Source organism: Streptomyces sp. rh34 (assembly GCF_002551245.1).
In the GTDB taxonomy this organism is placed as follows: Bacteria; Actinomycetota; Actinomycetes; order Streptomycetales; family Streptomycetaceae; genus Streptomyces.
This window is the reverse complement of record NZ_NTGZ01000046.1, coordinates 21,126-34,782: the sequence shown is the minus strand read 5'-3', so window position 1 is coordinate 34,782 and position 13,657 is coordinate 21,126. Positions and strand designations below refer to the sequence as shown.

13 protein-coding genes are annotated in these 13,657 nt (G+C 70.5%); all 13 read right to left on the bottom strand.

Going from position 1 to position 13,657, the window contains the following annotated elements; all coding sequences use genetic code 11:
- Window positions 1-473, bottom strand: a 473-nt coding sequence (locus tag CR470_RS12005; protein WP_097867578.1) for a hypothetical protein, incomplete at its 3' end; no start/stop codon positions are given.
- Window positions 474-637: 164 nt separating this feature from the next.
- The gene (locus tag CR470_RS12000) at window positions 638-1,273 is read right to left on the bottom strand and encodes a hypothetical protein (RefSeq protein WP_097867576.1); all 636 of its coding nucleotides are present in this window, start codon (window positions 1,271-1,273) and stop codon (window positions 638-640) included.
- Window positions 1,270-1,791 (bottom strand): hypothetical protein, encoded by a 522-nt coding sequence (locus CR470_RS11995; RefSeq protein ID WP_097867575.1) that lies wholly within the window; start codon window positions 1,789-1,791, stop codon window positions 1,270-1,272. Before CR470_RS11995 ends, CR470_RS12000 begins: the two co-directional genes overlap by 4 nt.
- Complete coding sequence (locus CR470_RS11990) at window positions 1,788-3,023, bottom strand: MCE family protein (RefSeq protein ID WP_097867574.1); 1,236 nt, start codon at window positions 3,021-3,023, stop codon at window positions 1,788-1,790. The genes CR470_RS11995 and CR470_RS11990 overlap by 4 nt, the downstream gene beginning before the upstream one ends.
- Window positions 3,020-4,243 carry an MCE family protein gene (locus CR470_RS11985; RefSeq protein WP_097867573.1) on the bottom strand — a complete coding sequence of 408 codons (1,224 nt, stop codon included), beginning with the start codon at window positions 4,241-4,243 and terminating at the stop codon, window positions 3,020-3,022. Before CR470_RS11985 ends, CR470_RS11990 begins: the two co-directional genes overlap by 4 nt.
- On the bottom strand, window positions 4,240-5,406 hold the full coding sequence (locus tag CR470_RS11980; protein ID WP_097867572.1) for an MCE family protein: 1,167 nt from the start codon (window positions 5,404-5,406) through the stop codon (window positions 4,240-4,242). Before CR470_RS11980 ends, CR470_RS11985 begins: the two co-directional genes overlap by 4 nt.
- A 1-nt stretch (window position 5,407) precedes the next feature.
- Complete coding sequence (locus CR470_RS11975; protein ID WP_097867571.1) at window positions 5,408-6,427, bottom strand: MCE family protein; 1,020 nt, start codon at window positions 6,425-6,427, stop codon at window positions 5,408-5,410.
- Entirely contained in the window at window positions 6,424-7,455 is a 1,032-nt protein-coding gene (locus tag CR470_RS11970; RefSeq protein ID WP_097867570.1) for an MCE family protein, read from the bottom strand. Before CR470_RS11970 ends, CR470_RS11975 begins: the two co-directional genes overlap by 4 nt.
- Complete coding sequence (locus CR470_RS11965) at window positions 7,452-8,741, bottom strand: MCE family protein (protein ID WP_097867569.1); 1,290 nt, start codon at window positions 8,739-8,741, stop codon at window positions 7,452-7,454. The genes CR470_RS11970 and CR470_RS11965 overlap by 4 nt, the downstream gene beginning before the upstream one ends.
- Entirely contained in the window at window positions 8,741-9,544 is an 804-nt protein-coding gene (locus CR470_RS11960) for an MlaE family ABC transporter permease (RefSeq protein ID WP_097867568.1), read from the bottom strand. Before CR470_RS11960 ends, CR470_RS11965 begins: the two co-directional genes overlap by 1 nt.
- Window positions 9,545-9,547: 3 nt before the next feature.
- A complete protein-coding gene (locus CR470_RS11955) occupies window positions 9,548-10,420 on the bottom strand; it encodes an MlaE family ABC transporter permease (protein ID WP_097867567.1) in 873 nt (290 codons plus the stop codon).
- Entirely contained in the window at window positions 10,417-11,403 is a 987-nt protein-coding gene (locus CR470_RS11950; protein WP_097867566.1) for an ABC transporter ATP-binding protein, read from the bottom strand. The genes CR470_RS11955 and CR470_RS11950 overlap by 4 nt, the downstream gene beginning before the upstream one ends.
- Window positions 11,404-11,933: 530 nt before the next feature.
- On the bottom strand, window positions 11,934-13,430 hold the full coding sequence (locus CR470_RS11945; protein ID WP_097867565.1) for a DUF6801 domain-containing protein: 1,497 nt from the start codon (window positions 13,428-13,430) through the stop codon (window positions 11,934-11,936).
- Window positions 13,431-13,657: the final 227 nt, after the last annotated feature.

Sequence of the window (13,657 nt, the reverse complement as noted above, 5' to 3'; positions counted from 1 at the left end):
GCCTGGCCCAGCCCGCTGAGCTTCCACCCATCGGCGGTGCGGGTGAGGCTCCCGAGCAACCGGCTCTCCTTCACCGCCGGTTCACCCTTCGGTGCGGTCACGGTGACCCGTAGCGCCACCATCACCCCTGCCCGGCCGGCCCGTTGGTCCAGCTCGGTCACCGCGCCCGAGAGCACCTCGGCCGTGCTCACCGTCTTGGCCTCGGCGATCTGCCCGGCGAACGCGTCCCGGCCGTCCACGAGTTGGCGGCGCAGGTCGCCGGTGGTGGACTGCTCCCAGCTGTCGAGCCCCTTCTCCAGCGACCGGTGGTCGAGGGTGTTCATGTTCTGCACCGCCTGTTCTCCCGCCGCCAGCGCGTCGTCCCGCGTCCGCGCGAAGGACGCCGCGTCGTCGTGCGTCGCCTCGTAGCGCAGCCAGCCGCCCCAGCCCGCCGCTCCGGCCGCGCATACCGCCAGGGCCAGCGCGACGATCACCAGCGGGTTCCGCGTCGCCGTCCGTACCGCCCCTGCCGGCACCGTGCTCTCCGGTGCCGTGTCCTGCCGTGCCGTGTCCTGCCGTGCCGTCCGCTGCCGTGCCATGTGCTGCCTCTCCCCTGCCTGCCGAACCGGACCGGTGCGCCATCGCTTCCGGCCCGCCGTCACGTGGAGCCGATCTTGACGATCCACCAGCGCCCGTCGCGCAGTTCCGCGGTCACCGTGAGCTGCGCGGAGGCGGTGGTGGGGGCGCGGCCCCTGCGCTCGTAGACCTGGTCGAGGAAGACCAGGAGGTGGGCGCTGCTGCCGGTCAGCCGGGTCACCCCGGCCCGGACGACCTCGGTGGTGAGCGTCAGCTTCTGGTCGGCGGACTGCCGCTCGACCTGGCCGAACAGCGCCGCGTACTGCTGGAGCGCCTTGCCCGCCAGGACCTCCTTCGCCGCCGCCCTGGTCACGGCGGTGGCCCCGGGACCGTACGAGAAGATCTTCCCGAGCGCGCTGCTGACGTCACCGGTGACCCGGGCGGTCGCCTCCGCGTCGGTGAGCGCGAGGTTCGCCGTGGCCGGGGTGTCCCGCAGGTGGCGTCCCTCGGCGTACAGGGCGCCGCCCGTGGCGATCAGGGCGACCGTCAGCAGTGTGCCGAGGACGCGTGGCCACCGGCGGCGGGACACGTCCGTCGCATCCGTCACGTCCGTCGGCTCCATCGCGGCCGTCTCCGCCGTGGCGTCCGTCGGGTCCGATACGTTCGTCACGTCCGTGGCCGTGTCGTCCACCGTGGTCGTTCCTCCCCGCGTTCTCATCGGCCGCCTCCCGTTCCGATCGCTGTGAGCGCCTTGACCTTCCAGCCGTCGGCCGTACGGGCGAGGGTCGCCCCGAACCGCTTGCGCTGGGTGCCGGCCGCGCCGGAGCGCGGGGTGACCTCGACGTCCACGGTGGCGATCAGCTCCGCGGTGCCCGTGCGCTCGTCCAGTGCGGTCAGCGCCGCCGACGTGACCTTGCCCCGGGCCGTGTCACCCGCGGTCGTCAGGGACTTCGCGTCGGCTTTCCGGGTCCGCTTCAGCTGGTCGCGCAGCGGCCCCGTGGAGGAGTCCAGCCAGGCCCGTAGACCGTCGTCGACCCGCTTCGCGTTCTCGCCGTCCAGGCTGTTCAGCGTCGCGAGGTGCCGCTCGCCGTCGGCCAGGGCCGCGTCGCGGGCCTTCGCGTAGGACAGGGAGCGGTCGCCGCGCGCCTGCCCGTACGACCAGGCGCCCAGGCCGCAGAGCAGGGCGGCGACGAGCAGGACGGCCCAGCCGGCCCGGCGGCGGGTGCGGGAGGTCATGAGCCGCCTTCCAGACCCAGCAGCCCGGCCATGCCCTCGGCCGGCGGCTGTGCGGGCGCGGAACCGGAGTCCGTCGTTCCGGGCAGCTTCATCTTGCCCGGAACGGCTGGTTCCGGCACCGGGCCGCCCTTGGGGGCGTTGGCGCTGCCCCGGACGTTGATGCCGGTGCCGGGCGAGGACGTGCAGCGGGCGGCGGTGTTCACGGCGGGTCCGTCCGAGGTGTTGAGGCCGTTGCGGTAGACCGTGCCGCCGTAGCCCGCGGTGCAGGGCAGCGGTTCGAAGAAGGTGACGGACATCCCGAACCGGGCGCCGTCGTCGTCGACCGCGCTCGCTCCGGCGGCGGCGACGGCGGGCAGCTTCACGAGGAGTTCCTCCAGGCCTCGTTGACGGGTGACGGCGACTTCCGAAGTGGTGAGGAGGTTGGCGACGACGACACCGAAGGCGGGGTCCAGGTCGCGCAGCAGTCCGCTGATCTGGACGGCGGCGTCCGGGGTGGTCGCGATGAGGCGGCGCAGGTCGGCGTCGGAGCCCTTGAGTTCGGCGGCCAGTTCCTTGGCCCCCGAGGCGAAGCCCTTGAGTGCCTGCCCCTGTTCGGCCTGGGTGCGCAGGACGCGCTCGCCGTCGGCCATCAGCCGGGTGGTGACCGGCAGGGCCTTGTCCGCGGCCTCGATGAAGTCACCGCTGGTGTCCAGCAGGACCTGGAGGTCGTCGCCGCGCCCCTCGAAGGCGGCCCCGAACTCCTCGACGACGGTCCGCAGGCTTTCCAGGTCCACGGAGCTCGCCAGGTCGTCGACGCTGGTGAGGACGTCGGTGGGGGGTGCGGGGATGGTGGTGTCGGCCTCGTCGATCACCGAGCCGTTGCCCAGGAAGGGGCCGTCCTCGCGGGTGGGCCGCAGATCGACGTACTGCTCGCCGACCGCCGAGAGGTTCGCGACGACGGCGGTGAGGCTGTCCGGGATCGGCGGCGCGTCGTTCTCGATCCGCAGTTCGGCCTCGACGCCGTCCCCGGTCAGCTCGATGGGGCCGACGCGGCCCACGGAGACGCCCCGGTAGGTGACGTTGGAGTGGGTGTACAGACCGCCCGTCTGCGGAAGCTGGACCGTGACGGTGTAGTAGCTGCGCAGTCCGACGTAGTGGCCGAGATCGGCGTACCGCACGCCCAGGTAGCCGAGGACCAGAACGGCGATGACGAGGAAGGCGAGGTTCTTCAGCCGGATGGAGAGGGTGATCACGGTGTCGCCTCCTTCTCCGGCCTCGACGCCTCGGGCGCGGCCGTCTTCGACGTTCCGGAGGCGTCGGGCTTCGGCGTTCCCGGCACGGCGGGCAGCGGCAGGGGCAGTGCGCCCCGGACGGCCGCGCCCTCGTCCTCGGCCGGGGGCAGCGGGATCCCGGGAGGATCCGGGGTCAGCGCGGGGATGATCTGCGTACCGGGCAGGGCCGTCACGTCCAGGTAGACGTTGAGGTAGTCGCCCTTGACGCCGCGCAGCACCTCGTCCGTGAACGGGTAGGTCAACAGCACCTGGAGGGAGTCGGGGAGGTCCTGGCCGGAGTCGGCGAGCGCCTTGAGGGTGGGGGCGAGCGCCTTGAGGTCGGCGATCATGTCGGCTTTGCTCCGGTTGATCGTGTCGACCGCCACGGTGGAGAGGGTGTCGAGGGAGCGCAGCATGGTCAGCAGCGAGCCGCGCTGTTTCTCCAGGACCTTGAGTCCGGGGCTGAGCCCGGTGAGGACCGTGCCGACGTCCTGCTTGCGCGTGGCGAGGGTGGCGGCGAGGCGGTTGACGCCGTCCAGGGCCTTGGTGATGTCGCCCTTGTTCTCGTCCAGGTTGGTCACGAGGGTGTCGACCCGGTTGAGCATGGAGCGGATCTGCGGCTCCTGCCCGGCGAGCGCCTTGTTGAGCTCGGTGGTGATGGTCTTGAGCTGCTGGACGCCACCCCCGTTGAGGAGCAGGGACAGGGCGCCGAAGACCTCTTCGACCTCCGGGTTCCGGTTGGTGCGGGAGTGCGGGATGCGGCCGCCGGCGGCGAGCGACCCGCGTGCGGTGCCCTCGGGGGGCGGGGCGAGCTGGATGAACTTCTCGCCGAGCAGGCTGGACTGTTCGAGGCGGGCGTAGGAGTTCGCGGGGAGTTCGATCTCCCCGTTGACCCGCATGGTGACCCGGGCCCGCCAGCCGTCCGGGGCCAGCGCGATCTTCGTGACGCGTCCCACGGCCACGTCGTTGACCTTGACCGAGGACTGCGGCGCGAGGCTGAGGACGTCGCCGAACTCGGCGGTGACCTCGTACGGCCGGTCGCCGAGGTCCGCGCCGCCGGGCAGGGGTATCTGTTCGATGCCGGTGAAGGAGGGGCCGTCGGGGCGGACCACGACCACGGCGATCAGCGCGCCGGTGGCGAGCAGGGCCACGGCTCCGAGTGCCGCCCGTGCGACGGGTCTGCGCCGGTCGTCGTCGTTCATCCTCGCGCCCCCTTCTGCTTGCCGCGCTGCTTGGCGGTCTGCTTCCCGGACTGCTCGACGGGCTTCTTCCCGGGGGTGCCGTAGACCGTGCCGACCTCCGGGAGCGGCAGGACGGGCAGGGCCTCGCGGCGGGTCGCGTCGACGGGGGCGAGCCCGGTGAGCCGGCCGGCGGCGGAGGCGGCCCCGGGGTCGACGAGCGGTCCGCCCATGGACAGTTCGTTGAGGTTGGTGCGCCCGTTGAGGGTGCGGTTGGCGGGGTCGTAGGCGCCCAGGACGTTGCCCGCGGCGAGCGGGAGGGTATCCATCGCCTCGGCGAGCGAGGCGCGCTGGTCGACGAGCGCCTGGGTGACGGGCACCAGCGCCTCGACGTTCTTCTTGAGCGCTCCGCGGTTCTTGGCGATGAACGTCTTGACCTGGCCGAGGGCGGTGCCGAGTTCCTTGAGGGCCGCGCTGAGGTTCTTCTTGTCGTCGGCGAGGAAGGAGGTGACCGTGTTGAGCTGCTGCTCGGCGCTGCGGACGTTGCCGTCGTTCTCCTTGAGCATGGTGGTGAAGGTCTGGAGGTGGGCGAGGGTGTCGAACAGGTCGCCGCTGCTCTTGTCGAGCGTCTTGGTGGCCTTGCCGAACTGCTCGATGGAGTCCCCGATGGCCTTGCCGTTGCCGTCGAGGTTCTTCGCCCCGGTGTCCAGGAGCCGGGCGAGCGCCCCGTCGGCGTTGGCCCCGTTCGGGCCGAGCGCGGTGGAGAGTTCGGTGATGGAGGCGTACAGCTCGTCGACCTCGACGGGGGTGGCGTTGCGGGCGGCGGGCAGGACCGCGTCGTCGGCGAGCCGGGGGCCGCCGTCGTAGGCCGGGGCGAGCTGGACGTAGCGGTCGGCGACGAGGCTGGGGGCGACGACGACGGCGTGGGCGTCCTGGGGGACGTCGATGCCCCGGTCGAGGCGCAGCACGACTTTCACCTCCTCGCCGCGGGGCTCGACGGATGCGACGGTGCCGACCTTGACGCCGAGGATTCGCAGGTCGGATCCGGCGTAGACGCCGGTGGCGCGTTCGAAGTAGGCGGTGACGGTGGTCTTCCCGTCCTCCTCCAGGGCGCTCACGCCGGTGGCGGCCGCGACGGCGACGAGGGCGAGGCCGGCGGTGATGCCGATGATGCGGGTGCGTCTCATGTCAGCGGCCCCCTTGCTGCCGGGGTGGCATGCATCCGGTCGCCGGGGGTGTGCCGGCGGGGAGGTAGTTCTTGGGCACGACGCCGCAGACGTAGTTGTCGAACCAGCGCCCGTTGCCGAGGGTGTTGCCGACGAGCCGGCTGTAGGAGCCGGTCATGGCGAGGACCTTGTCGAGGCTCTTGCGGTTCTTGACCAGGACGGCGGTGACCCGGCCGAGGGACTCCAGGGTCGGCCCGAGCTGTTTGTCGTTGTCCCGGACGAGTCCGGTGAGCTGGGTGCCGAGGTCGCGGGTGCCGGTGAGCAGCAGGTGGATGGAGTCGCGGCGGGCCCGGATCTCGCCGAGCAGCAGGTTCCCGTCCTCCAGGAGCGTTTCGAAGCTGCTCTTCTTCCCGGCGAGGGTCTTGGTGAGCTTCTTGCTGCTGCGGAGCAGGGTGGCGAGCTGGGCGTCGCGTTCGGAGACCGTACGGGAGAGGGCGGAGAGCCCGTCGGCGGCGCTGCGGACGTGGGGCGGGGAGTCCTTGAAGGTGGCGGAGATCGTCTCGAAGCTCTTGGCGAGCTGCTCGGTGTCGATCTCCCCGATGGTCTCCCCGAGCCCGTTGAACGCCTGGGTGACGTCGTACGGGGAGGTGGTGCGGCTCGCGGTGATGCGGGAGCCGGGGTCCTGCGGGGCGTCGCCGAGGGGGTCGACGGCGAGGTACTTGTCGCCGAGCAGGGTCTTGACGGCGATGCCCACGGTGGAGGAGTCGCCGATCCAGGCGTTCTTCACCCGGAAGTCGACCCGGACCTTCGCACCGTCGAGGGAGACGGCGGTGACCTCGCCGACCTTCACTCCGGCGATGCGCACCTCGTCGCCGTCGGCGAGTCCGGCGGATTCGGTGAAGTCGGCGCTGTAGGAGGTGCCGCCCTGGACGAAGGGCAGGGAGTCGGCGCGCCAGGCGGCGAGCCCGAGCAGGGTCAGGACGAGGAGCCCGACGAGGGCGACGGCGACCGGGTTGCGTTCCCGGATGGGAGTGATTCTCATGCCAGGCACCTCGGTTGGGTGATCGCGATGCCGCCCGGCGGCTTGCTGCCGTCGTCGTGGGTGACGCCGCTGACCTTCGCTTCGCAGAGGTAGAGGTTGAGCCACGATCCGTAGGACGTCAGCCGGCTGATGGCCGCCATCTTGGCCGGTGTCTTCTGCAGGAAGTTCTCGATCTGCGGAGTGCCCTTCTCCAACTGTCCGCTGAGTCGTCCGAGATGGCGGATGTCGTCCTTGAGCGGCTTCCTGCCGTCCTGGAAGAGGTCGGCGGTGACGGTGGTGAGCGCGCCCATCGCGGTGACGGCCTCACCGAGGGGTTTGCGGTCGCCCGAGAATCCGGTGACGAGCTTCTGGAGGGTGACGACGAGGTCGTCGAAGCCCGCCTCCCGGTCGTTGACCGTCTTGAGGACCGTGTTGAGGTTCTTGATCACCTCACCGATCACCTTGTCCTTCGCGGCGACGGTGGTGGTGAGCGAGCCGACGTGCCGCAGGATGCTGTCGACGGTGCCGCCCTCGCCCTGGAGGACCTGGACGATGGAGCCGGCGAGCTGGTTGACGTCGGGCGGGGACAGCCCTTCGAAGAGGGGCCGGAAGCCGTTGAAGAGCTGGGTGAGGTCGAGGGCCGGGGTCGTGCGGGCGAGCGGGATGGTGTCCCCGGGCGCGAAGGCCCGGCCGACGGGTCCGGGGCCCCGGTCGAGGTCGACGTACCGCTGGCCGACCATGTTGAGGTACTTGATGGACGCCGTCACCGAGGCGGGAAGGCTGCGCCCCTTGCGTACGGCGAAGGCGACCTCGGCGACCCGCCGGTCGGCGACCTTCACGGATTCGACCTGGCCGACCTTCACTCCGGCGATCCGGACGCTGTCGCCGGGGATGAGGCCGGTGGCGTCGGTGAATCTCGCCTTGTACGTGGTGGTGTCCCCGACGCCCGTGTTGGCGATGGAGAGCCCGAGGACGGTGGTGGCCAGCACGGTGACGACGATGAAGACGAGGGACTTGGTGACCGGTCCCGCGAGCGAGCGGCGTTTCACTTGAGCTTCACCTCCGCACCTCGGAAGGCCGGGCCGATCAGCACACTGCTCCAGTCGGCCAGGTCTCCCGGCCGGGCCTTCAGCGAGGGGGCGACCAGTTCGTTGACGAGCCGGGACTCCTGCGGCGAGTTGGGCAGTCCGAGCCCGGTGTCGGCGTCGTCGCCCGCGTCCGCCGGGGGCGCGGTGACGTCGGCGGCCCGGCGGGTGTCGGCGGTCGGGGCGTGCTTGCCGACGTACGGCACCGAGTAGCAGGCGGGCCCGCCGCTCGCGCTGTAGACCGGGGTGTCTTTGCCGGGAACGTATTTCCCCTTGGAGGGAACGGACTTGATCGACACATGCAGCCCCGGTTCGTCGGTTCCCTTGCCCAGCGCCTTGTCCATGGCGGGCACGAACCCGGCCATGGTGCGCAGCGTGCAGGGGAACGACTCGGCGTATTCGGCGAGGAGTTCGAGGGAGGGCCGGCCGGCGGCGGAGAGCCGGATGAGGTTGTTCTTGTTCTCCCGGAGGAAGGAGGTGACGTCCTGCGCGGCGGCCGTGGTGGTGCCGTAGAGCCCGGCGAGCCGCGCCTCCTGGTCGGCGAGGGTGGAGCTGGTGACCGTGGCGTCGGTCAGCGCGTCGAGGACGTCCGGCGCGGCGTCCGCGTAGAGCGTGCTCACCTTGACGAGTTCCTTGATGTCGGCGTTGAGGGTGGGGAGTTGGGGGTTGAACTTCTTCAGGTGGCCATCCAGCGTGGTCAGCGTCTCGCCGAGGCGTTCCCCTCGTCCCTCCAGCGCCTGGGAGACGGCGTTGAGGGTGGCGGAGAGCTTCTCGGGCTTCACGGCGGTCAGCAGCGGCAGGACGTTGTCCAGGACCTGTTCCAGCTCGATGGCGTTGCTGGAGCGGTCCTGCGGGATGACCGCCCCGGCGCGCAGGGTGGTGCCCGTGGGGATGCGGGGTGGTACGAGTGCGACGAACCGCGCGCCGAAGAGGGTGGTGGGCAGCATCTGGGCGGTGACGTCGGCGGGGACCTGGTCGAGCTTGTCCCGGTCGATGGCCAGGGTGAGGCGGGCGCCGTCGCCGTCGGTGGCGATGGAGCGGACCTGCCCGATGACGACGCCGCGCAGTTTCACGTCGGCGTGGTTGTGCATCTCGTTGCCGACCGCTCCGGTGCGGACGGTGACGGTGGCGTCGTCGGTGAAGTCCTTCTCGTACACGGAGACCGAGACCCACACCAGGACGGCGGGCACCACCAGGAAGGTGACTCCGGCCAGCCGCCGGCGGACCGTGCGTGTGCTGGATGCGCGCATCAGCCGGCCACCTTCACCGTCGTCGTGGCGCCCCAGATGGCGAGCGAGAGGAAGAAGTCGGTGACGCTGATGAGGACGATGGCGTTGCGCACCGACCGGCCGACCGCCACGCCCACGCCGGCCGGTCCGCCGGTGGCGTGGAAGCCGTAGTAGCAGTGGGCGAGGATCACCAGCACGCTGAAGATCAGCACCTTGAGGACCGACAGCAGCACGTCCTGGGGGGAGAGGAAGAGATTGAAGTAGTGGTCGTAGGTGCCCGCCGACTGCCCGTTGAAGAAGATGGTGATGTAGCGGGAGGCGACGTACGAGGAGAGCAGCCCGATCGCGTAGAGCGGGATGATCGCGACGACTCCGGCGATGATCCGGGTGGTGACGAGGTAGGGCATGGAGCGGACGCCCATCGCCTCCAGGGCGTCGACCTCCTCGTTGATCCGCATCGCGCCGAGCTGGGCGGTGAAGCCCGCGCCGACGGTGGCGGAGAGGGCGAGGCCGGCGACCAGGGGGGCGATCTCCCGGGTGTTGAAGTAGGCGGAGATGAACCCGGTGAACGCCGAGGTGCCGATCTGGTTGAGGGCCGCGTACCCCTGGAGTCCGACGACGGTGCCGGTGAACAGGGTCATGGCGACCATCACACCGATGGTGCCGCCGATGACGCCGAGTCCGCCGCTGCCGAAGGCGACCTCGGCCAGCAGCCGCTGCACCTCTCGCAGATAGCGGCGCAGGGTGCGCGGGATCCAGACGAGTGCCTTGACGTAGAAGGTGAGTTGGTCGCCCGATCGGTCGAGCCAGCTGAGCATCGCCATCGGTCAGCTCCCCTTCGCGGGGACGATCTGGAGGTAGATCGCCGTGAGGACCATGTTCACGAAGAACAGCAGCATGAAGGTGATGACGACGGACTGGTTGACCGCGTCGCCGACGCCCTTGGGGCCGCCGCGCGGGTTGAGGCCCCGGTAGGCGGCGACGATGCCCGCGATGAAGCCGAAGATCAGGGCCTTGAACTCGCTGATGTAGAGGTCGGGCAGCTGGGCGAGGGCGGAGAAGCTCGCGAGGTACGCGCCCGGGGTGCCGTCCTGCATGATCACGTTGAAGAAGTAGCCGCCGAGCGTGCCGACCACCGAGATCAGGCCGTTGAGCAGGACGGCGACGAGCATGGTGGCGAGCACCCGGGGGACGACGAGGCGCTGGATGGGCGAGACGCCCATGACCTCCATCGCGTCCAGTTCCTCGCGGATCTTGCGGGAGCCGAGGTCGGCGCAGATCGCGGATCCGGCGGCTCCGGAGATCAGCAGCGCCACGATGATCGGGCTCGCCTGCTGGATGACCGCGAGGACGCTGGCGCCGCCGGTGAAGGACTGGGCGCCGAGCTGCTGGGTGAGGGAGCCGACCTGGAGGGCGATGACCGCGCCGAACGGGATGGAGACGAGGGCGGCGGGCAGGATCGTGACGCTCGCGACGAACCAGAACTGCTCGATGAACTCGCGCACCTGGAACGGTCTGCGGAAGATCGCCCGGGCCACCGCGACGGCGAGTGCGAACAGCTTCCCGGTCTCGCGGAGCGGGGCGAGCAGCCGGGAGGGGCGGCGCTGTTCGGGCGCGGACGAGGCGGTCGCCCCGGGGCCGGTGGCGGGCGGGGGTTTCTCGGGCGGCTCGGGCGGCCGCACCGGCATCGGGGCGGTCACGCGCGCGCACCTCCCGCGGCCGGGGCGTAACTGTTGAGGATCGCCGTACGGGCGGCCTCCGGCAGCTGGCCCATCATCGACATGACCCGCTCCCGGCGGCGCAGCGCGCCCTGGCGCACGGGCATCCCGGGTGAGGGCTCCAGTTGGGGGACGACGGTGCGGGGCCCGGTGCGCAGGGGGGCGGTGTCGGCCTGCTGCTCGGCGGCGAGGGTGGCGGCGTCCTTCTCCTCGGACATGCCGATGGGTCCTTCGCGGCGTCCGGCGAGGAACTGGGAGACGACCGGGGTGTCGCTGGTGAGCAGTACCTCGCGCGGGCCGAAGGTGACGAGGTTGCGGCAGAACAGCATGCCCATGTTGTCGGGGACGGTCGCCGCGATGTCGAGGTTGTGGGTGACGATGAGCATCGTCGCGTCGATCTGCGCGTTGAGATCGATGAGGAGCTGCGACAGATAGGCGGTGCGGACCGGGTCGAGGCCGGAGTCCGGCTCGTCGCAGAGGATGATCTGCGGGTCCAGGACCAGCGCTCGGGCGAGGCCGGCGCGCTTGCGCATGCCGCCGGATATCTCGCCCGGCAGCTTTCCCTCGGCGCCCAGGAGCCCGACGATGTCGATGCGCTCCATGACGATGCGGCGGATCTCGGATTCCTTCTTGCGGGTGTGCTCGCGCAGCGGGAAGGCGATGTTGTCGAAGAGCGACATCGAGCCGAAAAGAGCCCCGTCCTGGAACATGAGGCCGAAGAGCTTGCGGGTCTCCATGATGGCGCGCTCGGAGCTGTTCACCATGTCGACGCCGTTGATGAGGACGCGTCCCTGTTCGGGCTTGAGCAGCCCGATGATGGATTTCAGGAAAACGGTCTTTCCGGTTCCGGAAGGACCGAGCATGACGCTCACTTCACCGGCGGGCAGGGTGAGGCTGACGTCCTGCCAGATGTTCTGCTTGCCGAAGGACTTCGTCAGGCCCTCCACGACTACTTCGATTCCCATCGGCCCTCCCTCGAAGTGGCGGTGAACGTGTTCATCGATTGGCGCTCCGGCTCTGAGAAAAGCGATGGCGGCTCGTCACACATGCACCAGGGGGCGCACGTTATGTCCGCCGAAACCGCCAGGGCAAGCCGTTGAACAGCGGAGATCGACGAACGCGGGGCTGAGAATGGATCACTTGTCATTCGGTGACAAGGCCGGTTCCCGTCCTTGTCGAAATCTGCGCAAGCAGTGGGCTTCCGATCCGGGGCGCCCCTGGACCGGAGCGGAGCGAACCGGGCCCGGGTGTGCCCGCCGAGCAGGTAAGCAGGCGATTCCGATCGGCACCTCTGGGACGCTACGGGCCGGTAACCTGACTTCGCAATACTGGGTACAGATTTTCCTCGGCGAGAATTCACGCGGGGCAGAGGATTGTTCACGGGTGAGTAGTCCGCGTTCCAAACCTGTCGAATGATGAGGAATCACACGACGGCAGGTGGGCAGGAAAGAGCCCTTCCGGTCGTGGAACCGGAAGGGCTCGGGGGGCGTTCGGGTCAGCGCTCGGGGTCGGGCACCTTCGGCGGGCAGTCCGGTCCTTCCGGGTTCGTGGCCACGCACAGGGGCGCCTGCGTCATCTTGGTGTAGTTGTCGGCCTTCTTGCCCGGGCTGGAGATGGCCGCGGTGAAGATCGGGTCGAGGTCCTCCCCCACACCGCAGCCCTCGAACGGCGGAATGTGGGCGTACCCGGTCAGGCTGCCGCCGTACGCCACGAGGTAGCCGGCCGGCGGATAGCTCTGCCCGTACCCCCTCAACACCTGTTCGAAGGAGCGCTCCGTGCGGCAGTCGGGGCCCACATCCAGGGGTACTCCGTTCACCTCGACGTCGGAGAGCCGCATGACCAGTTGGGCCGTGACGGTCGTCTCCTCCGGATAGGTCGGCGTGTTGGTGACCGTGTGCGTGTGGATCGCGGCCGGCGGCCCCACCTGCTCCAGCGTCATGGTCGCGGTCGTCGGCATGAATCCGTAGCTGAGGAACGTGGCCTTCGTCGGAGGGAGTTGCCGCCGTCCCTGGTAGTCGAAGTTCACCTCCGAGCTGACGTCGACGGTCGAGGCGCAGGAGTCGTTGATGTAGCGCTTGTTCAGCACCACCTTCATGAACGCCGGCCCCAGCGCCGCCGCGCCGTCCAGCTTGGCGGCGTTGGCGTAGCCCGCCGCGTACGTCTCGGCGGTGGTCATCACCCACTCGGGCGGGATCTCGATCGGGCAGCTGCCCGGGTCCTCGCCGTCGAGGGCTTCGAGCCGTTCGTCGGTGAGGGCGTCGATCTTCGCCCGGGCGCTGGGCGGCAGGTCCTCGGCCGGGCGGGTGGGGGTCGGGTCCGGTGCGGGATCGCTCTCCCCCGGCTGAGGAGCGGGAGCCGTGGGGTCGCTGTCGCCGCGGACCGTGATCGCAGCGAGTTCGGGTTCCTGGCCCGGGGCCGGTTCGCAGGTGACGTCGAGCCCGGGCGGCGTGGTCGGCTCGCCCGCCTCGGTGAGCGAGGACAGCGAGAGGGCGAGCTCGGCGGGGGCCAGCGTCGCGCGCCCGGGGCTGCCGAAGGAGACCGTCGGCACGTCACCGGTCGCGGTCAGGGCCAGGCCGCCCCCGTCGGGCCCCGGCAGGGCGACGGGCGGAGCGGTCAGGTCCTGCCAGGAGGCGTCGGCGGACCGGTCGCCGACGGTGTTGCGGACGGTGAGCCGCGCGACGGCCGACAGGGTGGCGGCGTCCAGCTCCCCGAACCGGGCGAGCGCTGTGGGCTCCAGGTTCACCTCGACGGATACCTGGGACGGGCGGATCTCCTCGCCGGTGCGGACCGAGGTGGGCAGCACCGCCGAGACGACGACGTCCAGTTCCTCGGGCCCGGAGGGGAACGGGCAGGCGTAGTGGAGGGCGACCTCCGAGGTCTGTTCCGCGGCGGCCGACTCGGCACTGGGTACGAGCGCGGTGGCGACGACGAGCGCCCCGCCCACGGCCCAGTGGATCGGTCGTCTCGCCGCGGCGCGTGCATCGACGGTCATACGGATGTGTCCTTCCGGCGCGCGTGGGCCCAGGGATGGCTGCGGAAAGCGGGTCCACTTCTCGGCAACGGCCCCTGCGGGCGGACGTCGAGCGGACTTCGAGCGGACGTCGGACGGCCTTGGTTGTACGGCGACCGGGCTCCGCCGTCCGCCGACGGGACGGTGAGCCGCCCTACCGACGGGTACGGTACGCACGCCGACGACGCCTGGGAAGGGCCGGGTTTCCG

What these genes read in the sequence shown, in the direction of transcription:
- CR470_RS11950 (WP_097867566.1), bottom strand. Translation starts at nt 11,403, where the DNA reads ATGGGAATCGAAGTAGTCGTGGAGGGCCTGACGAAGTCCTTCGGCAAG.
- CR470_RS11995 (WP_097867575.1), bottom strand. Translation starts at nt 1,791, where the DNA reads ATGACCTCCCGCACCCGCCGCCGGGCCGGCTGGGCCGTCCTGCTCGTC.
- CR470_RS11960 (WP_097867568.1), bottom strand. Translation starts at nt 9,544, where the DNA reads ATGGCGATGCTCAGCTGGCTCGACCGATCGGGCGACCAACTCACCTTC.
- CR470_RS11945 (WP_097867565.1), bottom strand. Translation starts at nt 13,430, where the DNA reads ATGACCGTCGATGCACGCGCCGCGGCGAGACGACCGATCCACTGGGCC.
- CR470_RS11975 (WP_097867571.1), bottom strand. Translation starts at nt 6,427, where the DNA reads ATGAGAATCACTCCCATCCGGGAACGCAACCCGGTCGCCGTCGCCCTC.
- CR470_RS11980 (WP_097867572.1), bottom strand. Translation starts at nt 5,406, where the DNA reads ATGAGACGCACCCGCATCATCGGCATCACCGCCGGCCTCGCCCTCGTC.
- CR470_RS11965 (WP_097867569.1), bottom strand. Translation starts at nt 8,741, where the DNA reads ATGCGCGCATCCAGCACACGCACGGTCCGCCGGCGGCTGGCCGGAGTC.
- CR470_RS11985 (WP_097867573.1), bottom strand. Translation starts at nt 4,243, where the DNA reads ATGAACGACGACGACCGGCGCAGACCCGTCGCACGGGCGGCACTCGGA.
- CR470_RS12000 (WP_097867576.1), bottom strand. Translation starts at nt 1,273, where the DNA reads ATGAGAACGCGGGGAGGAACGACCACGGTGGACGACACGGCCACGGAC.